Source organism: Intestinibacillus sp. Marseille-P6563 (assembly GCF_900604335.1).
Lineage (GTDB): Bacteria > Bacillota > Clostridia > Oscillospirales > Butyricicoccaceae > Butyricicoccus_B.
In genome coordinates, this window is sequence record NZ_UWOD01000002.1 from 149,967 (window position 1) to 175,897 (window position 25,931).

Annotated in this window: 27 protein-coding genes; 7 read left to right on the forward strand and 20 right to left on the reverse strand. The window is 53.9% G+C overall.

Going from position 1 to position 25,931, the window contains the following annotated elements:
• Positions 1-17: 17 nt before the first annotated feature.
• From EFB11_RS08840 to EFB11_RS08850, 3 genes are read right to left on the reverse strand one after another with little or no spacing between them, the layout of a single operon-like run.
• Positions 18-968, reverse strand: a complete 951-nt coding sequence (locus tag EFB11_RS08840; RefSeq protein ID WP_122789882.1) for a glycosyltransferase family 2 protein — start codon at positions 966-968, stop codon at positions 18-20.
• Between the two features lies 1 nt (position 969).
• Positions 970-1,353 carry a GtrA family protein gene (locus EFB11_RS08845; RefSeq protein WP_122789883.1) on the reverse strand — a complete coding sequence of 128 codons (384 nt, stop codon included), beginning with the start codon at positions 1,351-1,353 and terminating at the stop codon, positions 970-972.
• Positions 1,337-3,733, reverse strand: a complete 2,397-nt coding sequence (locus tag EFB11_RS08850; protein ID WP_164706691.1) for a YfhO family protein — start codon at positions 3,731-3,733, stop codon at positions 1,337-1,339. The genes EFB11_RS08845 and EFB11_RS08850 overlap by 17 nt, the downstream gene beginning before the upstream one ends.
• Before the next feature lie 193 nt (positions 3,734-3,926).
• Between EFB11_RS08850 and EFB11_RS08855 the strand changes: the two genes are divergently transcribed.
• Together EFB11_RS08855 and EFB11_RS08860 are read left to right on the forward strand one after the other, a co-directional pair.
• Positions 3,927-4,628, forward strand: coding sequence for a response regulator transcription factor (locus EFB11_RS08855; protein ID WP_122789885.1), 702 nt, complete (start codon positions 3,927-3,929; stop codon positions 4,626-4,628).
• Positions 4,612-5,973: a HAMP domain-containing sensor histidine kinase gene (locus EFB11_RS08860; RefSeq protein WP_164706692.1), complete on the forward strand. Its 1,362-nt coding sequence runs from the start codon at positions 4,612-4,614 to the stop codon at positions 5,971-5,973. Before EFB11_RS08855 ends, EFB11_RS08860 begins: the two co-directional genes overlap by 17 nt.
• Positions 5,974-6,008: 35 nt before the next feature.
• Here the strand turns inward: EFB11_RS08860 and rbr are convergent, their stop codons facing one another.
• The gene (gene rbr, locus EFB11_RS08865; RefSeq protein WP_122789887.1) at positions 6,009-6,551 is read right to left on the reverse strand and encodes a rubrerythrin; all 543 of its coding nucleotides are present in this window, start codon (positions 6,549-6,551) and stop codon (positions 6,009-6,011) included.
• A 207-nt stretch (positions 6,552-6,758) separates the two neighbouring features.
• Here rbr and EFB11_RS08870 point away from each other — a divergent pair, with 207 nt between their 5' ends.
• Positions 6,759-6,926 (forward strand): DUF1540 domain-containing protein, encoded by a 168-nt coding sequence (locus EFB11_RS08870; RefSeq protein WP_122789888.1) that lies wholly within the window; start codon positions 6,759-6,761, stop codon positions 6,924-6,926.
• A 154-nt stretch (positions 6,927-7,080) separates the two neighbouring features.
• Positions 7,081-7,653: a hypothetical protein gene (locus EFB11_RS08875; protein ID WP_122789889.1), complete on the forward strand. Its 573-nt coding sequence runs from the start codon at positions 7,081-7,083 to the stop codon at positions 7,651-7,653.
• Between the two features lie 39 nt (positions 7,654-7,692).
• On the opposite strand, the gene EFB11_RS08880 is transcribed toward EFB11_RS08875, so the two are convergent.
• The 16 genes from EFB11_RS08880 to zapA form a co-directional block, all read right to left on the reverse strand.
• Positions 7,693-8,736: a copper amine oxidase N-terminal domain-containing protein gene (locus tag EFB11_RS08880; RefSeq protein ID WP_122789890.1), complete on the reverse strand. Its 1,044-nt coding sequence runs from the start codon at positions 8,734-8,736 to the stop codon at positions 7,693-7,695.
• A gap of 108 nt (positions 8,737-8,844) precedes the next feature.
• The gene (locus EFB11_RS08885) at positions 8,845-9,417 is read right to left on the reverse strand and encodes a sugar O-acetyltransferase (protein ID WP_122789891.1); all 573 of its coding nucleotides are present in this window, start codon (positions 9,415-9,417) and stop codon (positions 8,845-8,847) included.
• A gap of 130 nt (positions 9,418-9,547) precedes the next feature.
• Positions 9,548-10,591: a LacI family DNA-binding transcriptional regulator gene (locus EFB11_RS08890; protein ID WP_164706693.1), complete on the reverse strand. Its 1,044-nt coding sequence runs from the start codon at positions 10,589-10,591 to the stop codon at positions 9,548-9,550.
• Between the two features lie 241 nt (positions 10,592-10,832).
• Positions 10,833-11,066, reverse strand: coding sequence for an IreB family regulatory phosphoprotein (locus EFB11_RS08895; RefSeq protein ID WP_122789893.1), 234 nt, complete (start codon positions 11,064-11,066; stop codon positions 10,833-10,835).
• A 131-nt stretch (positions 11,067-11,197) separates the two neighbouring features.
• The gene (aspS, locus tag EFB11_RS08900) at positions 11,198-13,006 is read right to left on the reverse strand and encodes an aspartate--tRNA ligase (protein ID WP_122789894.1); all 1,809 of its coding nucleotides are present in this window, start codon (positions 13,004-13,006) and stop codon (positions 11,198-11,200) included.
• Positions 13,007-13,013: 7 nt separating this feature from the next.
• Positions 13,014-13,229, reverse strand: coding sequence for a hypothetical protein (locus tag EFB11_RS08905; RefSeq protein WP_122789895.1), 216 nt, complete (start codon positions 13,227-13,229; stop codon positions 13,014-13,016).
• 27 nt (positions 13,230-13,256) lie between these two features.
• The gene (gene hisS, locus EFB11_RS08910; protein ID WP_122789896.1) at positions 13,257-14,618 is read right to left on the reverse strand and encodes a histidine--tRNA ligase; all 1,362 of its coding nucleotides are present in this window, start codon (positions 14,616-14,618) and stop codon (positions 13,257-13,259) included.
• Between the two features lie 168 nt (positions 14,619-14,786).
• Positions 14,787-15,194, reverse strand: a complete 408-nt coding sequence (locus EFB11_RS08915) for a methylglyoxal synthase (protein WP_122789897.1) — start codon at positions 15,192-15,194, stop codon at positions 14,787-14,789.
• A 32-nt stretch (positions 15,195-15,226) separates the two neighbouring features.
• Positions 15,227-15,967 carry a nucleotide-binding protein gene (locus EFB11_RS08920; RefSeq protein ID WP_164706694.1) on the reverse strand — a complete coding sequence of 247 codons (741 nt, stop codon included), beginning with the start codon at positions 15,965-15,967 and terminating at the stop codon, positions 15,227-15,229.
• Positions 15,968-16,115: 148 nt separating this feature from the next.
• Positions 16,116-18,161 carry a penicillin-binding protein 2 gene (gene mrdA / locus EFB11_RS08925; protein WP_122789899.1) on the reverse strand — a complete coding sequence of 682 codons (2,046 nt, stop codon included), beginning with the start codon at positions 18,159-18,161 and terminating at the stop codon, positions 16,116-16,118.
• Positions 18,162-18,185: 24 nt separating this feature from the next.
• Positions 18,186-18,698: a hypothetical protein gene (locus tag EFB11_RS08930; RefSeq protein ID WP_122789900.1), complete on the reverse strand. Its 513-nt coding sequence runs from the start codon at positions 18,696-18,698 to the stop codon at positions 18,186-18,188.
• The gene (mreC, locus tag EFB11_RS08935) at positions 18,699-19,538 is read right to left on the reverse strand and encodes a rod shape-determining protein MreC (RefSeq protein WP_122789901.1); all 840 of its coding nucleotides are present in this window, start codon (positions 19,536-19,538) and stop codon (positions 18,699-18,701) included.
• Positions 19,535-20,122 carry a Maf family protein gene (locus EFB11_RS08940; RefSeq protein WP_122789902.1) on the reverse strand — a complete coding sequence of 196 codons (588 nt, stop codon included), beginning with the start codon at positions 20,120-20,122 and terminating at the stop codon, positions 19,535-19,537. Before EFB11_RS08940 ends, mreC begins: the two co-directional genes overlap by 4 nt.
• An 18-nt stretch (positions 20,123-20,140) precedes the next feature.
• On the reverse strand, positions 20,141-20,371 hold the full coding sequence (locus tag EFB11_RS08945) for a DUF4321 domain-containing protein (RefSeq protein ID WP_122789903.1): 231 nt from the start codon (positions 20,369-20,371) through the stop codon (positions 20,141-20,143).
• Between the two features lie 21 nt (positions 20,372-20,392).
• Positions 20,393-22,456 (reverse strand): U32 family peptidase, encoded by a 2,064-nt coding sequence (locus EFB11_RS08950; protein WP_122789904.1) that lies wholly within the window; start codon positions 22,454-22,456, stop codon positions 20,393-20,395.
• Positions 22,449-22,802 (reverse strand): cell division protein ZapA, encoded by a 354-nt coding sequence (gene zapA, locus EFB11_RS08955; protein ID WP_122789905.1) that lies wholly within the window; start codon positions 22,800-22,802, stop codon positions 22,449-22,451. The genes EFB11_RS08950 and zapA overlap by 8 nt, the downstream gene beginning before the upstream one ends.
• A gap of 285 nt (positions 22,803-23,087) precedes the next feature.
• Here zapA and proB point away from each other — a divergent pair, with 285 nt between their 5' ends.
• The 3 genes from proB to EFB11_RS08970 are packed head-to-tail and all read left to right on the forward strand — an operon-like array spanning position 23,088 to position 25,790.
• Positions 23,088-23,906: a glutamate 5-kinase gene (gene proB / locus EFB11_RS08960; protein WP_122789906.1), complete on the forward strand. Its 819-nt coding sequence runs from the start codon at positions 23,088-23,090 to the stop codon at positions 23,904-23,906.
• A gap of 40 nt (positions 23,907-23,946) precedes the next feature.
• Positions 23,947-25,194: a glutamate-5-semialdehyde dehydrogenase gene (locus EFB11_RS08965; RefSeq protein ID WP_122789907.1), complete on the forward strand. Its 1,248-nt coding sequence runs from the start codon at positions 23,947-23,949 to the stop codon at positions 25,192-25,194.
• Positions 25,194-25,790, forward strand: coding sequence for a CYTH domain-containing protein (locus EFB11_RS08970; RefSeq protein ID WP_122789908.1), 597 nt, complete (start codon positions 25,194-25,196; stop codon positions 25,788-25,790). The genes EFB11_RS08965 and EFB11_RS08970 overlap by 1 nt, the downstream gene beginning before the upstream one ends.
• The last annotated feature ends 141 nt before the right edge of the window (positions 25,791-25,931 follow it).

Consider the following 25,931-nt stretch of genomic DNA (forward strand, 5'->3'; position numbering starts at 1 on the left):
TACAAGCGGGGGTTTTCTTATGCGTGATTCTGTTTGACCGTGCCGCCGCTTCGTTTGACGATATACACCGGACGGTTTTTATTTTCCATATAATCCTTGGTGATATACTGCCCCACAATGGACAAAAAGATAAATTGCAGTCCGCTTAAAAGCAAAAGCACATCGACCACAACCGCCAGCCCATTGACCGTACCAGCCCAAATCAGGCCACGCACCATGAGGCCCATTCCAAACAGAAAGGCGGCCGCAACCAAAACCAGGCCAATTACACCCACCAAAGTGATAGGCGCCGTGGAAAACGAAAAAATCCCTTCCAGCGCATACCGGAACAGGCTGCGCAGATTCCATTTGGTCTCCCCGGCTGCCCGCGGGGTATTGTGGAACGGAATCCACTTGGTATCAAACCCGACAAAGGAGAACAGACCTTTCATATAGCGGTTGTACTCCTGGCACTGCAGGATGGCCTGCACCATTGTGCGGCTCATCATGCGGAAATCTCCGGCGCCATCGCGCATTTCCAAGTTGCAAATTCGGTCCATCAGTCGGTAAAAGGCACGCGAAAGGAAATTGCGCATTTTGCCTTCCCCTTCCCGGTCCTGCCGGAACCCGGCGCAGCAGTCATATCCCTCGTCCCGGACGACCCGGTACATTTCGGGCAGCAAGGACGGCGGATGCTGCAAATCGGCATCCATAATCACACAATAGTCGCCCTGTGCGTTTTGAAGCCCAGCATACATAGCCGCTTCCTTGCCAAAATTGCGCGAAAAGGATAAGAACCGACAGCGGGTGTCCTGCGCCACCAGGCTTTGCAGAATGTCCAGCGTATGATCGCGGCTGCCGTCGTCGATAAACAGAAATTCTCCCTGCACCTGCGGCATGCCGGCAAAAATTTTGCAAATCTCCTGATAAAAGAGCGGCAAAACCTTTTCTTCGTTATAGCAGGGTACAATGATACTGATCTTATCCATCTCATGCACCCTCACTGGCAAAAATCTTATACTTGCACAGCACATAATTGCCTACCACCGTCACCACGCTGACCAGCAGCTTGGCTGGGATGGGCAGGATGTGCAAACAGTCGATCGCGACCCACAGGCAGGCGCTTTCGACCGCTAAGGTCAGCAGCCGGGCTGCGGCGAACGAGAAAAATTCCCGACCGACCGCATTTTCCGAACGAAAGACCCATTTGCGATTCATCCAATAGGCGGCAACCACCGCGCCGCACCAAGCCAGACCATTGGCGACCAGATAGTCCAGATGCAGCGCCAGGAACGCCGCATACAGCACATAGTTGACCGCTGTGGTCACACCGCCGGATATGATGTAACAACCCAGTTCACGTTTTTGTTCCATTTTTCCGTTTCTCCTTTCGTCGATACCATGTAAAACCAAACAGGACAAAGGCAAGCAGGCTTACGCCATATCCTACTTGTTGTCCCGGTGGTGTAAACTCCAGCCGTATCGTATGCCGGCCAGCTGTGAGCTTCGCCCCTACAAAAGCCAGATTCACCCGCTCAATGGGTGTTTCCTGGTTATCGATAAACAGCTGCATGCCATGTTGCAGCGGAATGGAGGTCACCAAATACCCGTCTTCTTCCATGGTCAGACTGCCGGATACAATCGCCTGTTCGGAGGAATCCTCGATTGGCCCGATCTCCTGTTCGGTCAGAAGATCAAGCGGGCATTGCTGCCAGCGAAGATCGCGGATGGTATACTCTCCTTTTGTGAGGGTGATGCGCAATTCGGATATGCCTTCTGCCCCTGAAATTTGATAATGAAAATGGTCATTGCCATTGGGATAAGGTGCTGCGGCATTGGAAAGCCGGTTTCGAATGCCATTGATCGTAATCTCGACCGCGCGCCGCGTATGGTTTTCCACCGTGAAATCCAGCAGCAAGATCCGGTCGGCGGGCAAGCCCTCCGAGGATAGCGAAATGGTACTCTCCTTCGTCACATGCAGGCGGTATCCATTTTCGGTTTCTTCCACCTGCACGCTGTCCGGCCAGTCGATGGTGTCCAGTGACGGCTGCACGGTTTGGATGGATGCGGTTTGCTCCTGCACCGAGGCTTCGGGCACAATGGTGTGGGTCGTGATGGCTTCCAGCTGCTCGGTCTCGTCCAGTATGTCAAACTGCTCCTGTCCCATGACCTCTGTGGTCCCATAGGCAATGGGCAAAACCGATGGGTTTTCGGCCAGCACGACGTTATCGCGCTGCTCGATGACCGTATAGCCGGCCGGGACTTTGCTGGCCGGTGTCTGGATATACCGCACCCCCATCAGCCGCAGCAAAAATGGATTGCTTTCCGCGATCATGGCCGTACGGTTGTTAACCCGGATGGGCGTCTGCAACACATCGAAAAACACCGTGTTATAGGCGCTGTTGGTCACCGAAGAATACATGGTGCTTTTTTTCTGCCCGGCAAAATCCAGCCGATTGCATTGATCGAGCGGAGCTTTCAGGCTGTCAAACCGATAGCGGGTATCCTGATAGACCTGCTGATACTCCCCGGCTGAAAATGCGGGCGCTTCTCTTTGTACGGCAAAATCTTCGGTCCGGGAGATTTGGATGGACAGCACATACGGCAGCACCAACAAAAGGCCATACCAGGCAGGCTGCCGCACATACCGCGTACACCCCATGAATCCCATCACCAGCAGCACATCGGCAGCCAACCAGGGCAGCCTGTCCGCGTTTAAATACGGGATGAGTGCGCCGAGCAGCACGATGCCAGGCCACAGCCGAGCCTGAATTTCCCGCTGGAACACAGCGCGCAGAATGCAAACTGTATGGAGCACCAGCAGCGGCAAAAACGGGATCAGGATCTTGGGCCGGGTATACAGCGTGCCATTGAGCAGATAGGACGCCAGATTCCAGACCGTGACCACCAGATAGACGATGCTGTCCCGCCGGAAACGCCGATAGGCCAATCCCAACAGCAAGGCATACAGACAGATCGCAGTCAGTCCAATGCCGTAATTGCTATACAGCAGCCCTTTGAGCGTCAGATTGGGCGCCAGGATGTCCACAAGCCCGCCCCCTGTCGATGCGCGGCGATGCTCTAAGATCGCAAGGCCAGTGGGAAGCAGGAGCATGGCGGCCATGGCAGTCCCTAAAATCGTGGTGCTCAGATATTTTTTCCAAAACCGAAGGTTTCCCTCCTGCTGATACCAATACCAGCCCGCGATGAGCATACAAGCCGGGGCATAGTAAAAGCTATGGATGCAGATGAGGAAGAACCATAGAGGCAAGACGTGCATTTTTCCTTTTCGTATCGTCAGCAACGCAGCCAGGAAAAACGGCAGGAAATTGACAAACATGATTTGCCGGTGCAAATGAAAAAAGCAGGCGGCACTCAAGAACAAACCACTGCCCAGAAAGGCCCAGAACGGTTCCAGCTTGTGGCTTCGCAGCAGCGCATAGCACAGCAGCGTCGCAGCGATATAGCCCACGATTAGATACAGCGGCACCAAAATGGTCATCGGGACCTGCGGCAGCAGGCAGCCAAGCAGGATATCCGGCCGAAAGTATCCATAGTATGCAAACTGATACCCATTGGTCCCTCCACCCAGCGGCAGAAACGCCGGGGCGAGCGTATGCTGCTGGATGCACTCGGTCCGAATGGTCTCCGCTAAGGCAATATGTTGACAATACCAGTCAATCTCCGACCCAAACAGCAAACCAGATGACGTCAAAAGGGATAACCATAGCGCAATCAGTCCGATTAGCAGCATCGGATACCCCCATTTGAAAAACCGGCGCATGGCATCTCCCCTTTCTTTCGGTTGTCCATTTGTTTGAACCATATGGAAGTATACCACAGATATCTTGAAAATTCTACGGCTCAAAAACAAAAGAATTCTTAAGATTTTCCAAAGAGGCTGAAAAATCTTGTATAATAAAGACGGTTCCGAAAGGAGTGCTCGTATGCAAACAAGCCAAATCTTAGTGGTGGATGACAACCCGGAAATCCGTGAAATTTTACAGATCCTTCTTTCTGCCGAGGGGTTTTCCGTCCAGCAGGCATCCGATGGAATGTCGGCGCTGCAATGGGTCCAGACCCAGGATTTTGATTTGATCATCCTGGATGTTATGATGCCCGGACCGGACGGTTATCAAACTTGTCAGCGCATCCGGGCATCCAGCAATGCTCCTATCTTGTTTTTAAGCGCCAAATCGCAGGAGAACGATAAGCTGCAAGGCTTTCTCAACGGCGGCGACGATTATCTGTCCAAACCCTTTTCTTCCAATGAGCTGATTGGTCGGGTCAAGGCATTGCTCCGCCGGTATCAAGTCTATCGCGGGAAAAAACCGGCCTCTCCCCTGCTTCAGGTGCGGCATGTTTCGGTCGACCCTGCTGACCATACCGTTCTGGTGCATGGCCAGCCGGTGGCTCTGACCGATACCGAATACGCGCTTCTCCTCCTCTTGCTGCGTCATCCGGGGCAGATCTTTTCTCCGGCGGCTGTTTATGAGCAGGTCTGGGGCGAACCGTTTTATGCCGGGGCCAACAATACGGTCATGGTGCATATCCGCAATCTGCGCAAAAAAATCGAGGAGGACCCCAAACATCCCGTCATCCTCAAAACCGTATGGGGAAAGGGTTACTGCTGTGAAAAACTGGGTTAAGCATTGGAGCCTGCGCAAGCAGCTTCTGGCGGTATTGGCGCTGGCCGGATTGTGCGCTACGTTTGTGTTCTGTACCCTTTGGGGTCAGGAATACCGCTTTTGGCGGTTTTGTCAACGGTTTCCGTCGATTTCCTGGGATGAAGAAGCTTTTGCGCAAACGCTGCGTGAACATGCCAAAGACATCACCATCCCGGAGGAAGGAGAATCCGACCCCAAACTGGATGCTTTTTTTGAGCTGCGGGACGACTATACTGCCGTCAATCTCTATTCGATGGAGGACGGCCTGTTTTTATGCGGGGCTATGCCTCGCATCCTTCAAGATATCTCCACGCGCGGCCTGTTTGATATTGGTTATTCGGTGACCAACGGCCGCGCCGAAATGTATTACTCGGAAATTTTAGAATTTCAAAATTGCACAGTGGAGGCTATCATTTACTCCTATCATCGAGTCAAGACCGTGTATCCTTATTTGGGCGTCTGCCTACTGCTGGGCATCCTGACGTTTTTGTTTCCAGTTTTGTGGTTCATCCACCGGAAAATCCAGCAAATTTCCCGTCTCAAGGAAAGCATTTTGACCATGGCATCCGGCGATTTGACCCAGCCGGTTCCCGACTGCGGCGGGGATGAAATCGGCATTTTATCGCAGGAGCTGGACCAGTTACGGCTTGCCCTAGATGAAAATATTCAGATGGAGACCCAAAGCCGCAAGGCCAATCAGGATTTGATTGCTGCCATGTCCCACGATCTGCGCACGCCGCTCACCATCCTGACCGGTTATCTGGAGATTTTAAAGCTGGGACACGGCAATCCCGTTCAGCACGCAGAATATCTGGACCGCTGTTTGCGCAAAACCCAGGACCTCAAAGCAATGACCGATAAAATGTTCGAATATGCCCTGGTATTTTCCGATCACATTGAGCCGCACTTTGCACCGTTTTCGATTGCAGACATCGAAAAAGATCTGTCGGAGCACTGTGATTTTATCGAACTGGCCGGGTTTACCGTGCATAGTGACCTCCCACCGATTGCTGGTACGGTCTTAGCCGACGAAACCATGCTCAAGCGGGTGTTTGTGAATTTGTTCTCTAATATCCTCAAGTATGGCGACAAACAAACCCCGGTATCGATTGTATGTTCTGTGGAACAGGCGCAGCTGAAAATCTCTTTTTCGAATGCCATTCGTTCCCACCGAGAGAAAATGGAAAGCAACCGGATCGGTTTGAAAAGTGCACAGGAGATCCTTTCCCTGCACCATGGCTCGCTCTATTACACCGAAGAAAACCAGATGTTTCTGTTATTTTTGTCGCTGCCCATACAAGGCAGCACACTCGATCACAAGGCATAAAAAAAGCCCCGCCAAGCGGCGGGGTGCTTTTTTTCTTAATAGTTTTGTGCGCGGAGCTGGAAATATGCCTGCGGATGTGCGCAAACCGGGCAAACTTCCGGCGCCTTCTGGCCAATGTGGATGTGACCGCAGTTGGAGCAATGCCACATCATATCGCCATCGCGGGAGAATACCAGGCCGCCTTCGATATTTGCCAGCAGCTTGCGGTAACGCTCCTCATGCTCCTTCTCGATCTTGCCCACGCTCTCGAACAGGAACGCGATGTGGTCAAATCCCTCTTCGCGTGCTTCCTTGGCAAAGGTCGCGTACATGTCAGTCCATTCGTAGTTCTCACCGGCAGCGGCATCCTTCAGGTTGTCCATCGTCGACGGAATGCCGTCATCGTGCAGAAGCTTGAACCAAATCTTTGCGTGCTCCTTCTCATTGTGAGCCGTTTCTTCAAAAATCGCGGCCATCTGAACATAGCCGTCCTTCTTAGCCTTGGATGCGTAATACTGATATTTGGTATGTGCCTGCGATTCGCCAGCGAATGCAGTCATCAAATTTGCTTCGGTCTTGCTGCCCTTTAACTGTGCCATAAACATTGCCTCCATTCGTCATGTCTGAAATTCTTAGATAAGAATAATTCTTATTTGTCTCTAGTATATTCGATCGCACGCAAAAAGTCAAGCGATTTTCTCTTTATTTTTCTCCACATACGAAAAAAATATATGATTTTTCTTGTGAATAATGCCGAAGCAATCGGGATATGATAAAAGCACACCAAACAAAAGGAGGCATTTCAAATGGATAAGTGTCAAGCAAACAAGGCGATCCGCTGTACGGTGACCCAATGCGCAAACCATTGCACCACCAGCGACTACTGCGCGCTGGATACCATCACGGTTGGTACCCATGAAACCAACCCGACGCAGTGCAAGTGCACAGACTGCGAGTCTTTCTGCTGCAAATAAAAAAGAAGAGCGTCTGCCCGACCAAAAGATCGTGCAGACGCTCTTTTCTATACCTTGCAAAAAGTGTATGGTTTCGACAGCATTCGACTGCGTTTCTTGTAAGTTTATGTTATACATAAGAGGTAAATTCTTTCCATAAATGGAGGTGCCTCTGATGTCGCCTGAGAAAAAACGTTGGCTTCTTCCCATCATCCTGGCTTGTACCACGGTGCTGTTTGCCATTCTGTTCTTTCAGGCCAGCGCCCCAGATACCCCTTCGGTCTCTGCGGACACTGTCACCGCTTATCAAGAACAGATTGACGAACTGGAAGCGCAAAACGCGCAGCTGCAATCGGAAATCGATACCCTAACCGCGGAAAATGCGACACAAGCGACCGAGCTGGACAACCGGCAAACGCAAATCGATGACTTGACCGCCAAAAATGCCGAGCAGGCCACCGAGCTTGCCAATCGCCAAACCCAGATCGATGATCTTTGGGCGCGTGTGGACGCGGCGCAGAAAAACTTAGATGCCGCTTATGCCCAAGTAGAAGCGCGGCAAACCACTTCTTCTGCCTCGGCTGCGCAGCCCTCCAGTGGGCAAAGCACTTCCCAGACCGTCTACATCACGAACACTGGTTCCAAATACCATCGCGCCGGCTGTCAATACTTACGGCAATCGCAAATTGCCATTTCGCTGGAAAAGGCCAAGTCGCAAGGATACACCGCTTGTTCCCGCTGTTTCTAAGCAAAAAACCCGTCCATTTTTGGACGGGTTTTTGTGTGTTTAAGCGGTGTAGATGTCAACGGTTGCCGTAGCATCGTCAATGTTCACTTCGTAGCCGCCCAGAACAGTAAACGCTTCGGCCGGAATCCAGGTCCGGTATGCGTCATCGACATAGGGGGCGCAGCCCAGAGAGGTCGGGGATGTCATGCCGATCATACCGGTCTCCGGTGCAGCCGCCGAAACATAGCTGTCGCTGCCGATGGTAACTGTCATCGTGCGCGTATCATTCGTCATGGTTGCCGACTGGGTTTCCTCGTCCCATGTAACCGTGCAGCCCAGCGTCTCTGCCACGGTGCGCATGGGTACCATCACAACATCATTTTTGCGAACTGCCTTTTCATCCCCCAAGGCCATGTCGTGGTCCAACACGATGCTGTACTGCGAAGGCTTTTCGGTATCACTCTCTTCCCGGATCAGGACCAGCTTGCTGGCATAGGTCTGGCCCGGATAGCTCTCCAATACCGTACTGTACCAGGCAAATACACGGTCGCCCTTCTGAATATCCTGCAAAGTAACCTGTTCCTTGGTGTACAGCGACGAAAGAGTGGTGTCCTGATTGGCGCTGATGTACATCGAGCCGTCGCTCGTTAAAAATCGGATTCCATCGTCCGTCGTTTCGATCTCGCCGACATTATACAGCATCGCACAGCCTGCATCCTGCGGCACATTATACACAATCGCCTCTGCGGTTGTCTGCGGCGGGATGGATGATGTCATGGCCGGAGAATGGAACGCATAGATCGAGTCGCCTTCCTTCAGATCGGTCCAGTTGCCGGGAATGCCGGAGCCGCTATCGAGCAAAATGGTAGAAGTATCGATCTGAAGCAAAATTTCGCCTTCTGCCTGGCTGCGAATCAAGATCTGAGATGGTGTATCGTTTTCGGTCTTGATGGAAACGATCGTACCATAGGCCAGCTCACGGTCTGCTGCCTGCATCGCCGTTTCGCCACTCTGTGCAGTATCTACGGTATCGACCGCAACGGCCGGAATGCTGACACCGCATATCATCGATGCACTCAATACTGCTGCAAATAGCTTTTTCATATCTCATACCTCCTTGATGGAACCGAATTGTGTTTCGGTATTTGCTCTTTTGACGAGAGGTAGGAATAAAAGGTTCCCTGCTTTTTCGGAATTTCCCAAAATATTTTTTTAGGCCAGTTCTTCTTCGGTCAAGACACGCACCACTTTGCAGGGATTGCCAACCGCTACAACCCCGGACGGAATGTCCTTGCAGACCACGCTGCCCGCTCCAATGACCGTGTTATCGCCGATGGTCACACCCGGCAGCACGACCACATGGGCTCCAATCCAGACATTCTTCCCCACTGTGATCGGTTTGGCGTATTCCAGTCCCTGATTTCGCTGCCGCGGATTCAAAGGATGTCCCGCTGTGTAAAACCCGCAATTGGGCGCAATGAATACATGGTCCCCAAAGGTGACTTTTGCGGCATCAATGATCTGCAAATTGTGGTTGGCATAAAAATCTTCGCCCAGTTCGATTTGATCTCCACAGTCGCACCAGAAGGGCTGCTCAATCCAAAACCGTTCCCCTGTCTTGCCCAGCAAGCCGCGCAAAAGTTCCTGTCGCTCCTGGGTCTGCGACGGCAAAAGCATGTTGTATCGATGGCATTGATCCTGGCACGCGATGCGCGCTTGCACGATTTCCGGATCGTAATTGGCGTCATACAAAAGTCCCTGGTCGCGCTTTTCTTTTTCGGTCATTGCATTCCGACTCCTATCTTGCTGTATTTCCAGCATAGTATAGCACAAGTGATTTTCCGTATCAACCAGTTTCATCCAAAAAGGCACACAGCTCCTTTGGAGCCGTGTGCCTTCTCTTGCATTTTATTTGCTATTTTTTCTGTGGTTCGCGGGGCTCTCCCACGCTGTTCCTTCGCACCAAGACCGGTGGAATCAGTGACTTTTTAGGAACATTTCGAACGATTTGAAGCGCCTGTCCCGGCATACATTCGCTGAGCAGACGAATGGCAGCCCGGCACATGGAATCCATCTGCGGTTCGATGCTGGTCATTTCCCCTTCCTCGGCGGCCTGCACCAAATCGGAAAATACCACGATCGACATGTCCCGAGGAACGGCGATCTGATGTTCTGTCAGTGCCTGCAAAGCACCTTCGGCATTTTCCCGGGTCGCTGCCAGCAATGCGGTCGGTAAGGGTTGACCGGATCGCAGATACTCCTGCAAAAGACGCTTGGTTTCTGCGGGGTCAACTTGCGCCCTTAACACCCAACCGTACTTTCCGAGTCCGTGCATCCGCATGGCATCCAGGTAATTCCCCTCGATGACCTCATACGACATGCACTGGCCATGATGGTACATCGACAGACTGGGGCCAATGAGTCCAATGTGCTGATGGCCATAGGAGGTCAAATATTCCATGGCCTGCGCCATACCCGCCACCGGATTGACGGCGACCGAATCGTAACGTGCTTCATCGGGCGATGTACCGATAAATACAACATGTTCACATCGGTGAAACAGCCAATTCATTTGTGCATTTTGGAAGGTACCGATTGCTAAAATTCCATCCAGTTCCTCTTCCTTGGCTGAGCCTGAGTCCCTTGTCTCGAAGCGCATCGGAAACCACGCGACCTTCATTTCCTTACAGATTTGCTCCAAGCTGGACAACCACTGTTTTTCATAGGCTTCCCGCCGTTGGGGATAGGGGCAAGATATCGCCACGCCGATGTTCAAAGCAGTTTTCAAACTACGCCCTTTTCGGCTTTTGGTCGCCGCATAGTTGAGCGTATTGGCTGCTTCCAACACCTTTTTCCGGGTTTCCTCGCTTGCACTCATCGAAGGATCATGATTGAGAATGCGTGATATCGTTGCGATCGAATATCCAGTATATTCCGCAAGATCCTTTAAAGTTGCCATTTCCAGCATCCTCCATAGTGCTTTCACGCTTTAGCGGTATCACTCTGTTTTTATCATTTTATCGTCTTTTTTTGTAAAAATCAAGGTTAAAATTTCCAATATTCTGCTTTTTTCACAAGTTTTCTTTCATTAGAAATGTTCTTTCACCTTCAATTTTTAGTAGAAATATTTTTACGAATATTCAACATTTTCACACGTTAAAAAACGGCCTCCGTTCGGATCGGAGGCCGTTTGGGTTTCTTTAAAGTTCGTCGATATATTTTTCCAGCGCGCGCCGAATCAAGGTTTCCCGGTCGATTCTTGCCGCCAAGCTGCGCGCGTGGTTATGACTGGTGATGTACGTTGGGTCCCCGCTCAAAAGATAACCCACGATTTGATCGAGCGGTGCATATCCATTTTCCTGCAAGGCTTCATAAACAGCCTGCAAATACCAATCCATCCCCGCATCTTTGACTGTCATCGTCTTTTGATACATCAATTCTCACCTCTCTTGCATTCAGTATAGCAAAGCTCTATGAAGAATTGATGAACTGCACATGAATAATTGTATTACAAATATGTTACAGAAAGATACCCTCCCAAAATCGGCTCGGGAGGGTATCTTTTTTATTCTTCGGTTTCTTCCGTACGGGTCACTGCGATGGATAGCTCATCGAGCTGCTTGTCATCGACCACATCCGGGCACTGCATCATCAGGTCCGATGCGTTCTGTACCTTGGGGAAGGCGATCATATCGCGGATGGAATCCAGGCCAGCCAGCAGCATGCACAGACGGTCCAGACCGTATGCCAAGCCGCCATGCGGGGGCGCACCATACTTGAACGCCGTAATCAGATGACCAAACTGTTCGTTTGCCTTTTCGTCGGTAAAGCCGAGGGCTTCAAACATCTTGGTCTGAAGTTCGGGGTCATGGATACGGATGGAACCACCGCCAAGCTCGCAACCATTGAGGATGATGTCATATGCCTTGGCGCGGACAGCCTTGGGGTTGGTTTCCAGCAGCGGAATATCCTCGTCCATGGGAGCCGTGAACGGGTGATGCTTGGCAACCAGACGGTCTTCTTCCTCGCTGTACTCAAACTGCGGGAATTCGGTGACCCACAGCAGCTTGAAGTCATCCTTATTGGCCAGACCCAGGCGCTTAGCCAGCTCGCAGCGCAGGGCGCCCAGTGCAACCGCTGCGGTTTCCCAGTCTGCGTCTGCAACCACAAACAGAACATCGTTCTCCTTGGCGCCAGCGCGTTCCTTGATGGCCGCGATCTCCTCTTCGGACAGGAACTTGGCAAACGACGAAGTCATCGAACCATCTGCCGCCAGCTTCATCCAGGCCAGACCCTTGGCACGATAGGTCTTGACAAACTCGCCCAGCTTATCGATCTCCTTGCGCGGGAACTTATCCGCATAACCATTGACGTTGATCAGGCGTACCGTACCGCCGTTTGCAACCGTGTCATGGAATACCTTGAACGAGCAATTTGCCGCAATGTCGGAGATGTCCTTGATTTCAAAACCAAACCGGGTGTCCGGCTTGTCCGAGCCGTACTTGTCCATGGCATCCTGCCAGGTCATGCGCGGCAGCGGGAGCTGGATGTCCACGTCCAGCACTTCCTTGAAGACGCGCTGGAGGAAGCCTTCGTTGACCGCAATGACATCGTCCTGCTCAACAAAGCTCATTTCCAAGTCGATCTGGGTAAACTCGGGCTGACGGTCGGCACGCAGGTCCTCATCGCGGAAGCAACGGGTAATCTGGATATAGCGGTCCATACCAGCCAGCATAAGAAGCTGCTTATACTGCTGCGGCGACTGCGGCAGCGCGTAGAACTTGCCCGGATGCACACGGGACGGCACCAGGTAGTCGCGGGCACCCTCGGGCGTGGACTTGGTCAGCATCGGGGTTTCGATCTCGATAAAGCCCTGCTCATCGAAGTAGTTGCGGGCAACCTGGGTCACACGATGGCGCAGCATCATGTTGCGCTGCATCGACGGACGGCGCAGGTCCAGATAGCGATACTTCAGGCGCACCGGATCGCCGACTTCCTTGCTGTCGTCGATTTCGAACGGCGTGGTCTCTGCACGAGTCAGGATGCGGATGTCCTCGGCGATGATTTCCACTTCGCCAGTCGGCATCTTCTTGTTGACCGCCGCTGCATCACGTGCCACCAGCTTGCCGCGGATGGCGACAACGAACTCGGTACGGCAGGTAAAGGCAATGTCAAACAGGTCCTTGTTGACGCTCTTGTCAAACGTGCACTGTACAATACCTGCACGGTCACGCACGAGCAGGAACAGGACGCCGCCATTATCGCGTACGCGGTCTACCCAACCGTTAACCGTCACTTCCTGCCCGGCATGTTTCAGGCGCAGTTCGCCGCACATATGGGTGCGCTTCATTCCCGCAATGGATGTGTTATTCATAATTCTATCAGTCCTCATCTGTATTATTTTCTCGTAATACACGCAAGCCAGAAAGGATACCAAAGTTCAGGCTGCATAACAGCAATGCGATTGCTGCTAAAAGCAGTGCCATTCCCAAAACCCTCCCATTTTCGGTGTCTCCAAAATAGCGCAGATACCAGCCCCATTCCAACACATGAAGACTGGCCAGCACGCCGGTACAACCCAAAACTAAGTTTTTCATGGCGTCCTCCTCGTTTCACGTGGATGCTTATGCCCGATCGACAATGACCGTGCCCTTAGCGCGCTCGGTCAGGCCTGCCCGGATGCGTGCCAGTGCTTCGTCAAAGCCGGTGCTCGTCTGTTCGCCGGTCGCCAGTTCCTTGAGGGCAACCACGCCGTTCTTGACCTCATCTTCGCCCATGAAGATGACATACGGAACATGCAGCTTGTCCGCATAGGTGATCTTGGCCTTGAACTTCTTCTTTTCACAATGCAGCTGCACGCGTACCCCGTTATCACGCAGGCGGGTCGCCAGTTCAATGGCCGGTCCAACATCGTCGGTCATGGGCAGGATCATCACGTCCGCCGGCGACGCGGGCGGGTTTTCGTTCAAATAGTCCTTGTCCTCCAGGACAAAGAACAGACGGGTTAGGCCAATCGAAATGCCAACGCCCGGCAGCTGCTTATCGGTGTAGTACTCGGCCAAATTGTCATACCGGCCGCCCGAGCAGATCGAACCAATCTCCGGATGGTCGAGCATGGTGGTCTCATATACCGTACCGGTATAGTAGTCCAGGCCACGCGCGATAGTCAGGTCGATCTCGAAGTGGTCGGCCGGAACGCCGAAGGCTTCCATATAGGTGGCAACCGTGGTCAGCTCCTCGATGCCCAAATCGAGCGTTTCGTTCTTGCCCTTGTAGCCTTCCAGCGCTGCCAGGATGCCGGCGGTGCCGCCCTCGATGGTGATGAACTTGAGAATTTCGTCTGCCTGCGCAGCCGATGCGCCGCAATCCTCTACCAGAATCTCGCGCACCTTGTCGGCGCCGATCTTTTCCAGCTTATCGATGGTACGCATTACATCGCCTGCGCGTTCGGTCAGACCCAGGGAGGCAAAGAAGCCATTGAGCACCTTGCGGTTGTTGATTCGGATCTTGAAGCGCTTCAGCCCCAGCTTGGAGAAGGTCTTGTAAATGATCGACGGGATCTCGGCCTCGTTGATGATGTCCAGTTTGCCGTCGCCGATGATGTCGATGTCCGCCTGATAGAACTCGCGGAAGCGGCCGCGCTGCGCGCGTTCGCCGCGGTATACCTTGCCGATCTGGTAGCGGCGGAACGGGAACGTGAGCTGTCCGTAATTGAGCGCCACATACTTGGCCAGCGGGACGGTCAGGTCAAACCGCATTGCCAGATCGGTGTCGCCCTTCTGGAAGCGGTAGATCTGCTTTTCGGTTTCACCGCCGCCTTTGGCCAGCAGCACTTCGGATGCTTCGAGCACCGGCGTATCCAGCGGATAAAAACCATACAGCGCATACGTTTCCCGCAGCGTCTGCATCACACGCTCCATCTGCTCCTGCTTTTGCGGCAGCAGTTCCATAAAGCCGGACAGCGTCCGGGGTTTGATCTTTTCCATTCTTGGTTGCCCCTTTATTGTGAAAATGTTCCGTAGTTTGTCAAACTACGCATGTCAGCACATACTGTAACTACAATATCATACCATACCCGCCATCAAAAAACAAGCAGCGCATGCAGTCGTTTGGGCATAGAAAAGCTGCGGCACAGGGCCGCAGCTCCTATTTTCTTAGTGTGATTTGGGATTGACGATATTACGCCAATCCAGATCGCCACGATCCAACCCAAGAATCAGCATTTCTGCGGTTGCCGAGTTGGTCGCAATCGGGATATTGTGCATATCACACAGACGTGCCAGCGCGTGTATATCCGGCTCATATTCGCTGTTGGACATGGGGTCACGGAAGAACAACACCAAGTCGATCTCGTTGTAGGCCACGCGCGCAGAGATCTGTTCTTCGCCGCCCTGCATGCCGGCCAGATATTTTTCTATTTTCAGTCCAGTCGCTTCGGCTACAAACTTGCCCGTTGTGCCGGTTGCACACAGACTATGCTTTGCGAGAATCCCGCAATACGCCATGCAGAACTGTACCATCAGTTCTTTTTTACGGTCGTGTGCAATAAGCGCGATATTCATGTTGTACGTCCCCTTTCGAATCGCAATTCATGTTATAGACGCATGATGGGAAGACGTATTCCATCGAGCCGCTGGGCAATGTTGCGAAATGCGGTTGCAGCCCCACCTCGTTTTGTCTGCAACAGGCATTTGCCACGACTGCCGCACGCAATCACGTCTTCATCTTCCGGGACGATCCCCAACAGGGGCAGCCCTACTAAATCCATCGTATCGTCAATGTTCCCCAGCACGCCATGTTTGATCAAAGCGGGGCGGACACGATTGACCACCATACGTATGCGGATGATATTTTCGCTTTCCAACAAACGCGCCACACGCTCGGCGCCACGTACACTCGCCTGGTCGGGCATGGTCACCACAAGACCCTGTGTCGCCACACTGGCGAACATCCGGATCTCAGGTGCCAGGCCTGCCGGACCGTCGATCAGCACATATTCAAATCCAAGCTGTTCTGCCTGCCGCATGAGGTGCTCGAGTTGTTCTCGGGTCAGCGGCGGCAATTTCCCGGGCGCTGTCAGCAATGACAACCCCGGGAAGATAGAATGAGGGACAGCCGCCCGTTCGAGCGGCGTCATCCCCTGCGCGACATCTGCAAAGCTAAATACGATCGAATCACTAAGGCCCAATACGATGTCCAAGTTCCGCAGCCCGCTGTCTGCATCAATGACCAGAACGCGATGTCCGCGTTCGGCCATCGCCAATGCAACATTTGCCGTCAGCGACGTTTTTCCGGTCCCGCCCTTGCCGGACGCGACTAAGATTACCTTAAACATACTGCCTCCATGATTCAGCTTATTTTTAGTATAATGCATTTACCTCGCAGATACAAGGTTTTCTTCAAAATTTGAGTGCATTTTTCAAAAATTTTTGTGTGCATTCCACAATGAAAATGCCTCTTGCATCTTTTGATGAGAATGATTGTTATTTCAGCAAAGTATTCTCATAGTCCACGCTGTTGACCGTTCCATTATTTGCAAAGTATGCATCAAAAATGTCACGTGCAATCGGCGCAACATCTGCACCATGTCCGGCATATTCGCCAACGACGGCAACCGCGATCTGCGGATCGTCATACGGAGCGTAAGCGATAAATACTGCGTGGTCCTCCTTGTCCTTTTGGCCGTGCTGCGCGGTACCCGACTTACCAGCAACCTTGATCGGATACGTTGCAAAGGTTGCCGCTGCGGTACCTTCGTCGTCGGTAACTTCGGCCATGCCTTCATGTACGATATCCCAGGTCTTGTCCGATACTTCGATGGTCTTGAGCACTTCGGGCTCCTGCTCCTTAACGGTTTGGGTGTAGTCGTAAGTCTTCACGCTCTTGAGCAGGGTCGGCTTGTACAGCGTGCCGCCGTTGGCGATCGCTGCCGTATAGTTGGCAAGCTGGAGCGGCGTTACCGCAAGGTCACACTGACCGATCGCTGTGGTGATGACGTCACCCGGCTGCCAAGGGTTCAGAAGCGGATTGTTTTCCAGCATGTTTTCGCGGTTTTTGGGACCCGATGCCGTACCAGCGCGTTCACCCGCCAGTTCGATACCGGTCTTTTCGCCAAAGCCAAATTTGTGCGCCCATTCTTCTTCTTTTTCGCCGCCCAGCAGATAGCCGGTTTCATAGAAGAATACGTTACACGATTTCTGAATCGCACGCAATACATCCGATGGTCCGTGATTGCCCATACACTTATACGTACGCGACTGGAAGCGATCATAATAATGCTTACAATCGATGAGGGTATTTTCATCAATGACGCCTTCTTCCAGACCTGCAATCGCCGTCAGCGGCTTATAGGTCGAACCCGGCTGATACGCGCCCTGAATGGCACGGTTGAGCAGCGGCGTGTTTTCCTCATCCTCTGCCCAGATCGAATACATTTCATTCCACTGGGTCAGATCAATGGTCGGATAGCTGGCCATGGCCAGCACTTCACCGGTATTCACGTCCATTGCCACCGCTGCGCCGCCACCGGCGCCCGGTATGGCCGACAACGTATTGGCCAGCGAATCCTCGGCCGCCTTTTGCAGATCGAGGTCCAAAGTCGTAATGACGTTATTGCCCGGCTGCGGCGCCTCGCCTTCGATCACATTGGTGATCTTACCCGAAATATCGGTTTCGATCGAACGGGTACCGTCTGTGCCATGCAGATATTCCTCGAACGATTTTTCCAGGCCTTCGCGGCCAACCATGGCGTTCATGTTGTAGCCCTTGGCTTTATAACCGTCCTCGCCTTCCCAGTCCTCTTTATAGATCTTGCTAACACGGCCGAGGATATGTGCGGCATGGGTGGTTTCATATTTACGGACTGCCTGCGTTTCGACGTTCACACCCATAAAGGTGCTGTGCTGCTCCTTGACCTGGGAAATCAGGTCGAGCGATACGTCCGATGCAATGATGAACGAATTGTACATGGAAAAGCCGCTCTGCTGCATCTCATACCGTACACCGACGACAATGCGCGCATTTCCGTCCGACAGGGACGAATCGACTTCATAGTAGTCACGCATTTTGGCGATGACTTCCTCTGCGGTCAGATCACTTCCCCACTCCCGGTCTTTGATAAACTCATCGAGCAGTTCGCGTTCGTCGCTGTCCGCTTCGCCAATGTATTCAAACGGCGCCTGATCGGAAATCGGCAGGGAATCCACTTCATGGCTGCCGGCATCCCGGATGAGCTGCACCAGCTGCAAAATGGTGTTATTCTGCTTTTCCTGATCCCAATAGGGATAGTCAATGCGCAGCGAATAGACCGATTCATTGGTTACCAGCGGACGGCCATACCGGTCCACGATCTCACCGCGGGAAGCCGATACGGTCGACGAACTGGTCAGCCGGTTCTGGGCCTGCTCATGATAAGCGGCACCATTGATGACCTGGAGCGAAAACAGTCCAGCGCCGGAAACACCGGCCAGCAGCACCATGATGACAAACAGCGCAATCAAACGGCGCAGCAGTTTTGCCTTATTGTCCATAGAAGATCTCCTTTCTGAAGGATGTCAAAGCATGCGGTCAAATTTGCGGGCAATGGTCCGCACCGGCAGATATACAACCGGCGACAGCGCCACGCTCACCAGGATTTCACCGCACATCGATTGAAATGCGAGGGGAAACGGCGCGCCTTCAAACAGGAGCACCGAAAAACCGTATCGAAACAGGCCGATGATCAGCATGCCGCAGGTGTTGAGCAGCAGCATGGATGGGAACATGCGCCGCAAAAAGCGCATGCTCAGCGCGCCAGCTGCGATGCCAAAGAGCATATAATACAGCGGAAACAGCCCATCGACACCGATAAAGCCCACATCATACAGCATGCCGGTGAGCAAACCGAACACACCGCCAATCACAGGGCCTTCCATCAGCGCCACTGCCGCCGGAATACACGGCAGCAGGTCGATGTGGAACCCAAACACCGAAAACGGCATATTCGCGGTTTCGATCACATACACCAGGATGAGAAACAAGAGATAGAGCACGACTTTTAAAATCGGCGGTCGGTCGTTCTGTATCATTTATTCGTTCACCTCAAAGTCTGTGATGATCGCAACGTTGGTGATCTTTTCGACATTCACGAACGGCTTGATGACCGCATAATTGGAAATACCGTTGTCTTCCGGGACCACCCGCTCGATGGTGCCGATCATGATGCCCTTGGGGAATACGCCGCCACGGCCGGAAGTCTCTACGGTGTCGCCAATGACCACATCGGAATCGGGCTCCAAATAGGACAGCCGCAGATTGCCTTCGCTCATGAGCGTATAGTCACCTTCGGCAATGGCCGCTTCGCGTGTACGGGTGACCAGAGCACCCGCCTGCATGTTGGTGTCAATGACCGTCGTGACATCACAGTACGTCGGCGCCACATTGGACACATACCCGACCATGTTGCCTTCCTCGGTGATGACCAGGTCATTTACAGCAATGCCCTGGTTGGAACCCTTGTCCAGAGAAATGGTCGTAGCCCACTCGCCCGGGCTGCGTGCAATGACTTCGGCGGTCTGCAACTTGAAAGAGCGGTTACGCTCCTGAATGCCGAGCAGCGAACGCAGACGGTCATTTTCCTCAAGCGCGATGTCTGCATCGCGTTCTTTCTGCTCCAGCTCGCTGACCTTTTTCTTCAGCTCTGCATTTTCCTCTTCCAGTGCATCGTACCCTTCAAAATAGGCCCTGCCCTGCGAAATGACATTGGCCACTTTGGTGACACCCTTTTGCAGCGGCGCCATCACTACACCGATGCCATCGGATACCGGATTGCTGCGTCCCGTGGCACCGGAATAGACCATCAGGCCCAGACAGATCAAAATGATCACGATAAAGGCCGCAACAACGCGAAAAGAAAACAAATTTTTCAATTTTTATTCAGCACCTCTTTATCCAAAAAACCAACTTCGGTCAACATCGTATCCAGCAGTTCGACCGACAGGCCGACCACATTAAAGTAGTCCCCTTCGATGCCAGGAATAAACCGCGAACCCTTGCCCTGAATGCCGTAGGCACCCGCCTTATCCAGCGGTTCCCCGGTCGCAATATACCAGGCGATCTCCTCGGCTGTCAGCGCCCGGAAATACACTTTGGTCACCCGGTGAGCCACTCGGCGTCCTTGCGGCGACAACACCGCCACACCGGTGATGACTTCATGGGCCCGGCCGGACAAAATTTCCAGCATGCGCGCTGCATCGGCTGCATCGACCGGCTTACCAAACGGTACGCCATCGACCACGACCATGGTATCCGCGCCAATGACCGTGCTGTCCGGATGGGTGTCAAACACGGCCTGCGCTTTGCGCAGCGCCAGGGTTTCGATCTGCTGCGCGATGGGCAGCCCGTCCGGCAGCGTTTCGTCGGTGTCCGCCGGACAAACGGTAAAATCTTCTGCGATCCGCCCCAGCAGTTCTTGCCGCCTGGGAGATGCCGAGGCCAGAATCAATGGTTGCATATGCTTTGCTCCTTACTATTATCGCAGCTTCCGGCAACAGAAAATTGCCAAAATCAGTCCTAAAATGGCTGCAATCGTAATTTCTAAATGAAATCCTAACGTAATATCGAACAATCCGAGGTCGAGTGTCGCCGCTTTGAGTCCAAAACTGTCGCCGAAACTGAGCCAGTCCAAAAAGCGGATGCCTTTGGACAACCGGCCGATCAGGCTGCCGAGCACGGCGCCTATGACCAGAATCAACACTTTCATGCCTTGGAATCCTTTCTTTTTTTATTCTACCCCACGGTAATAAAGTCCGCGCGTCACACCTTCGGAAGCTGTGATGGACGCACCTTCCTGAAACGCCTGATAGACCGCCGCACAGCGGGCCGGTGTTTCGGTCGTAAACCGAAGCATCCCGTACGATACCCCCACCGTACGGTACTCCCCTGTCTTATCCGACAGCGAAAGCGGCTGACTGTTGAGCAGCTCATTGCGGCAGCCAAACGCCGGTAACAGCGCGAAGCGCTTGCCCTGCCGGTCGGTCAGGTGCGTGATGCCCTTTTTGCAGCTGCATTGTCCGGTCTTGCGGCGGATGGCGCAGTTTTCAAACACCATCAGTGGCAAGTACCCGTAGACGATCAGCATGGTATCCAGCGGCTTATCCAAATCGCGCAGCTGCGCGAGCCGCGCTTCAAAGGACAGTGTCTGCCGCTGCACCCCCAAATCGGCCAGCGTTTGCAGGGCTACACTGTTGTAGGCATTGAGCCCAAAGTCGCCGTCGATGGCCAGTCCCATGCGCCGCAGCAACGGGATGTGCCCCAAATTGCCGGCCAAGGCGCGTGTCGCGCCGTTTTCCCGGCAGATTTGCAGCAGTTCCTCGATTTTTTCCTGCTCGTCATCCCGGAACACCCGGGGCAAAATGGGCTGCAAGCCCGGATGCTGCGCCGCACATTCGAGCGGTGCATAGATGGTTTCCAGTCCGCTTTCCTGCAAAGCACGCGCCTGTTCCCAGGTCGTGACCGTTGCCAAAAAGCCGGAAAACGGCTTTTTTTCGTGGTACATCCTCGGCATAGGTTCCTGCCATCGGCGCTTTGGCGCTTGGCCGCGCTGATGAAGCAGCTTTTCCAGCGCTTCCCGGCGCAGTGCGTTCAAACGCGCGGCCGGAAGCATCAGGCCATCCGCCAGCTGGATGTGGGTCTCCTTTGCAAAAAACGGGGTGCCCCCGGTCTTTTCGAGCGATTTGCGCACGCTTTCTTCGGTGGCTGGCCGGTTGCGTGCCGCTTCGACCGGTTGGGTGTCCAAAACGGTCACGCCGTCGGTCTCCCCGTCCCAGACGTTGAGCAGCAAGCCGGTTTCATCGGCCTTGAAAGACCAAGTCACCGGGACCCGCGGCGCCTCTCGCCCTTCGGCAAAGCGCTGCGCGGCCTGGTCGTAAAGCGGCTTGACCTCGTGCAGCGGGATGTCGGTCTTGGTGCCGAACATCGCGTCCCCGGTCTTGCCGGTCAGATAGCCGTCGGTAAAACCGTCGCGCGAAAAGACACGCCGCAAGATGTCGGCTTCTTCCCGGGTCGGGCGACGCTTCTCGCGCAGCAGCCGAGCATAAATTTCGGTGACAATGGCTGCATATTCTGGCCGTTTCATCCGTCCTTCGATTTTAAACGAAGCCACTCCGGCTTCGACCAGCGGTTGCAGCCAACCGGCCAAACACAGGTCTTTGAGCGACAACGCATAGGTTTCCCGTTTCTGTCCGTCATAGGTATACGGCAGACGGCAGGGCTGGGCACACAGACCGCGATTGCCCGAACGCTGGCCGATCACAGCCGACAGATAACACTGCCCGGAATAGCACATGCACAGCGCGCCGTGCACGAACACTTCGGTTTCGATGCCCGCCTGGGCTGTGATCATTTTAATTTGTTCCAGCGTACACTCCCGCGACAGGACGACACGGGAAAACCCGAGCTCTTTGGCCATCTGCGCCCCATCTAAGGTGTGAATGGTCATCTGGGTCGAAGCGTGCAGCGGCAAATCGGGCGCGCATTCCCGGATAAGCCGGGCGACCCCCAAATCCTGCACGATCAGCGCATCCGCACCCGCGTCGTTTAGGAAGCGGATGTCCCGCATGGCGTCCTCCCGCTCGCGGTCGAGCGCCAGAATATTAAAGGTAACGTTGGTTTTGACGCCCCGTTCCCGGCAATAGCGGATAGCATCCGCCATCTCCTGGCGGCTGAAATTCTTCGCGCCCCGGCGGGCGTTAAAGGTGCCGAACCCCAGATAGACGGCGTCCGCCCCGCTCTGTACCGCGGCGCGTACCCCTTCCATCGAACCGGCCGGCGCCAGAAATTCAGGCATTTTCGCTCTCCTTCCGCGCGCCGCGCAAAGCGGCCAACTCGTCTTTTAACTTGCTGTTTTCCTGCTCCAGCCGCAGGATCTCCTCCCGCATGGCTTCGGCCTGTTCGGTGCGTTCGACCATCTCCCCACGGGCACGTTTGATCTCCCGCTCGGCCTTGGTCGCTTCATCGGCTAAATTCAGTGCTGCCAAAACCGCAGCGTTCAGCGAAGATGCTTCGGTGACCTGTTTGGCCTCCGCGATCTTGGTGTCCGCCCGCTCGGCGACTTGGCGCGTATATTCTTCACTTTCTTCCGCCAGAACCGTATAATTTTGTCCGGCAATCGTGACCGAAATTCGATTTGGCATATGTTAAAAATCCTCCTCGGAAACTCGTTTTCTAAAAATGGCGATTCGATAACAGATTACATTATACCATATCTCTCTCCAAATTTTAAGACAATTTCTTTATTTTATCGAGCGGGTCGCAGATTTTTTGCAGCCGGGTCTTTTGTGCCGGTCCTCCAACTTTTCTCTGCGCTGTCAAATTTGCGCCAAAAGCATGATTTGCATATTGTAACCTGCTTTTTCCTATGGTACTATTTGAATATGAAACCGTCCTGAAATCAGGAGAAGAAAGCGGAGCGATTCACCATGTCACAAACTCAAGAGATGCGCCGCATCGTTGTCAAAGTCGGCACATCCAGCCTTACCTACCCCAACGGCAAACTGAACATCGGCTGCATTGAAAAGCTGGTGCGCGTCATTTCCGACCTACAAAACCGCGGGTACCAGATGGTTCTGGTGTCCTCGGGTGCGGTCGGCGTGGGCGCGGCCAAAATCGGCTGGCGCGAGCGACCGCGGGACATCCGCATGAAACAGGCCGCCGCCGCGGTCGGCCAGTGTGAGCTGATGCACATTTACGATAAAATGTTCCTGGAATATGGCGTCAAGGTCGCGCAGGTGCTGCTCACCCGCGAAAACATCACCGACGAAGAGCAGCGCGCCAACATTCATTCGACCTTTGACATCCTGCTCGACACCGACGTGGTGCCCATCGTCAACGAAAACGACACGGTGGCCACGGCCGAGCTTGAGCACATCGAAACCTTCGGCGATAACGATACCCTGTCGGCGGTCGTCGCGCGTGTATGCGGCGCCGATCTGCTGGTCATCTTTACCGACATCGAAGGCCTGTACGACTCCAACCCGCGCGAAAATCCCGACGCCAAGCTGATTGGCCGGGTGGAAAAGATCGACTCTGCCCTGCGCGCCATTGCGGGCGGCCCGGGCACGGCGGGCGGCACCGGCGGTATGGCGACCAAGCTGACCGCGGCCGAACTTTGTATGGATGCCGGCATTTCCATGCTCATCACCAAGGGCGACCAGGCCGAAATCCTCTATGATATTGTCGACGGCAAGCCGGTGGGCACCCTGTTCAAACGCCCACGTCGCCGGAAATCGGCAGAATAACAACCATTTTCTCTTGCAATTTACAAACGAGGTGGAACGGATGAGAGATTTAATGACCATTGCCGAGGCGGCCCGCACAGCCAAATATGAGGTTGCACGCCTTGGCACCCACGATAAAAACCGCGGTCTGCTTGCCATTGCTTCGGCTTTGGAGGCAAATACCGAAAAGATTCTGGCCGCCAATGTGGTGGATATTGAAAACGGGCGTCAAAACGGTCTGAACGAAGGCCTGATCGACCGGCTGATGCTCAGCGAAGCCCGCATTGCCGGCATTGCCGAAGGCTGCCGGCAGGTCGCTGCCCTGTCCGACCCGGTGGGCGAAGTGCTCTGGCAGAAGACCCGCCCCAACGGTTTAAAAATTGGCCTGAAGCGTGTGCCCATGGGCGTCATCGGCATTATTTATGAAGCCCGCCCCAATGTTACGGTCGATGCGGCGGCGCTGTGCTTCAAAGCTGGTTCGGCCTGCATCCTGCGCGGCGGCAAGGAAGCCTTCCATTCTTCCATGTGCCTGACCGAGATCATGCGCGGCGCACTGGCCGCCGAAGGTCTGCCGGTCGATGCCATCAATCTGGTCGAGGATACCAGCCGCGACACGGCCAATCAGATGATGCGCCTGAACGGCTATCTGGATGTCCTCATCCCCCGCGGCGGCGCCGGACTCATCCAGGCGGTTGTACAGAACGCGACCGTCCCGGTCATCGAAACCGGCACCGGCAACTGCCACGTGTATGTCGATGCTTCGGCTGACCTGGACATGGCGGCGCGCATTCTGCAAAATGCCAAGTGTCAGCGCATTTCGGTGTGCAATGCCGCCGAAAGCCTGCTGGTACACAAAGATGTCGCCGAAAAATTCCTTCCCATGGCAGCCCAGGCACTGGCGCCCGATCATGTGCGGCTGCACGGCTGTCCGCGCACCCAGGAAATCCTGGGCAGCAGTGTCATCCCGGCGACCGAGGAGGATTATGGCCGCGAATACCTGGCCTATGAGATTTCAGTCAAGGTGGTCGACAGCCTGGACGAGGCCATCGCACACATCAATACCTATAATACCGGTCACTCGGAATGCATCGTCACCGAGAGCTATACGGCATCCCAGCGGTTCCTGGAAGAAGTCGACGCCGCTGCGGTCTATGTCAATGCCTCCACCCGGTTCACCGATGGTTTTGAATTCGGCTTTGGCGCCGAGATCGGCATTTCCACTCAGAAGCTTCACGCCCGCGGCCCCATGGGGCTGGAGGCGTTGACCAGCCAAAAATACATCATTTACGGAAATGGACAGGTGAGATAATGGAACGAGAATTCAAATGGAAAGCCAATGCAAAGGATTTTGAGAGTATCCTGCGCTATCTCAATCTCTCCGAAATCGCTCCGCTGGAAATGCGGGCCGATTATTATGATACGAGCGACCGCTTGCTGCGGGCACGCAAGATCGCTCTGCGCATGCGCTACGAAGGCGACACCCGGATGTGCTGCCTGAAACTCCGCGACGCTTCGAACGATGGTCTGCATGTGCACGAGGAATACGAATGCCCGGCCGCTACTTTATCCGAAGGGCTGCAAGCCCTGACGGCGCAAGGTGCACCCACCGACCTGTGTTCTGCCCTGCGCAATACGGCGCTGGACGCGGTCTGTCAAACCAAGTTCCTTCGTCGGCGCGCGATTTGGAGCGACCCAATGTTTACAGCCGAACTCAGCTTTGATTTTGGCACGCTGGGCTGCGCGGGTCATGAAATCACGGTCAGCGAGATCGAATGCGAACAAAAATCTGGGGACGATGCCGCCTTTGAAGAAGCTTGTCAATTGATCGCCCATCGTTTTTCGCTCAAACCCGAGGCGCGCAGCAAATTATCCCGCGCGCTGGATTTGGAACGGAAACAGCCGTAATGTCGGTTTTCCCGTGCATGGTTTTGCTGGAAACCTGCCGAAACAAACCGATTTCTGCCCTAATTTAGCACAGCAAAGCAAACGAAAGCCGCAAGTGGAAAACTTGCGGCTTTGTTATTGCATTCATCCGACATTTTCGCT

Excerpts from the sequence above, each read along its gene's own strand:
- EFB11_RS08845 (WP_122789883.1), bottom strand. The coding sequence starts at position 1,353 with ATGGAACAAAAACGTGAACTGGGTTGTTACATCATATCCGGCGGTGTG.
- EFB11_RS08950 (WP_122789904.1), bottom strand. The coding sequence starts at position 22,456 with ATGCCTGAATTTCTGGCGCCGGCCGGTTCGATGGAAGGGGTACGCGCC.
- mrdA (WP_122789899.1), bottom strand. The coding sequence starts at position 18,161 with ATGGACAATAAGGCAAAACTGCTGCGCCGTTTGATTGCGCTGTTTGTC.
- EFB11_RS08880 (WP_122789890.1), bottom strand. The coding sequence starts at position 8,736 with ATGAAAAAGCTATTTGCAGCAGTATTGAGTGCATCGATGATATGCGGT.
- EFB11_RS08885 (WP_122789891.1), bottom strand. The coding sequence starts at position 9,417 with ATGACCGAAAAAGAAAAGCGCGACCAGGGACTTTTGTATGACGCCAAT.
- EFB11_RS08915 (WP_122789897.1), bottom strand. The coding sequence starts at position 15,194 with ATGAATATCGCGCTTATTGCACACGACCGTAAAAAAGAACTGATGGTA.
- EFB11_RS08945 (WP_122789903.1), bottom strand. The coding sequence starts at position 20,371 with ATGAAAGTGTTGATTCTGGTCATAGGCGCCGTGCTCGGCAGCCTGATC.
- hisS (WP_122789896.1), bottom strand. The coding sequence starts at position 14,618 with ATGGAAAAGATCAAACCCCGGACGCTGTCCGGCTTTATGGAACTGCTG.
- EFB11_RS08930 (WP_122789900.1), bottom strand. The coding sequence starts at position 18,698 with ATGATACAGAACGACCGACCGCCGATTTTAAAAGTCGTGCTCTATCTC.
- EFB11_RS08890 (WP_164706693.1), bottom strand. The coding sequence starts at position 10,591 with ATGGCAACTTTAAAGGATCTTGCGGAATATACTGGATATTCGATCGCA.
- EFB11_RS08940 (WP_122789902.1), bottom strand. The coding sequence starts at position 20,122 with ATGCAACCATTGATTCTGGCCTCGGCATCTCCCAGGCGGCAAGAACTG.
- EFB11_RS08895 (WP_122789893.1), bottom strand. The coding sequence starts at position 11,066 with ATGTATCAAAAGACGATGACAGTCAAAGATGCGGGGATGGATTGGTAT.
- EFB11_RS08850 (WP_164706691.1), bottom strand. The coding sequence starts at position 3,733 with ATGCTGCTAATCGGACTGATTGCGCTATGGTTATCCCTTTTGACGTCA.
- rbr (WP_122789887.1), bottom strand. The coding sequence starts at position 6,551 with ATGGCACAGTTAAAGGGCAGCAAGACCGAAGCAAATTTGATGACTGCA.
- EFB11_RS08970 (WP_122789908.1), top strand. The coding sequence starts at position 25,194 with ATGGAACGAGAATTCAAATGGAAAGCCAATGCAAAGGATTTTGAGAGT.
- EFB11_RS08855 (WP_122789885.1), top strand. The coding sequence starts at position 3,927 with ATGCAAACAAGCCAAATCTTAGTGGTGGATGACAACCCGGAAATCCGT.
- EFB11_RS08920 (WP_164706694.1), bottom strand. The coding sequence starts at position 15,967 with ATGTTTAAGGTAATCTTAGTCGCGTCCGGCAAGGGCGGGACCGGAAAA.
- zapA (WP_122789905.1), bottom strand. The coding sequence starts at position 22,802 with ATGCCAAATCGAATTTCGGTCACGATTGCCGGACAAAATTATACGGTT.
- aspS (WP_122789894.1), bottom strand. The coding sequence starts at position 13,006 with ATGAATAACACATCCATTGCGGGAATGAAGCGCACCCATATGTGCGGC.
- EFB11_RS08905 (WP_122789895.1), bottom strand. The coding sequence starts at position 13,229 with ATGAAAAACTTAGTTTTGGGTTGTACCGGCGTGCTGGCCAGTCTTCAT.
- EFB11_RS08965 (WP_122789907.1), top strand. The coding sequence starts at position 23,947 with ATGAGAGATTTAATGACCATTGCCGAGGCGGCCCGCACAGCCAAATAT.
- EFB11_RS08870 (WP_122789888.1), top strand. The coding sequence starts at position 6,759 with ATGGATAAGTGTCAAGCAAACAAGGCGATCCGCTGTACGGTGACCCAA.
- proB (WP_122789906.1), top strand. The coding sequence starts at position 23,088 with ATGTCACAAACTCAAGAGATGCGCCGCATCGTTGTCAAAGTCGGCACA.
- EFB11_RS08875 (WP_122789889.1), top strand. The coding sequence starts at position 7,081 with ATGTCGCCTGAGAAAAAACGTTGGCTTCTTCCCATCATCCTGGCTTGT.
- EFB11_RS08840 (WP_122789882.1), bottom strand. The coding sequence starts at position 968 with ATGGATAAGATCAGTATCATTGTACCCTGCTATAACGAAGAAAAGGTT.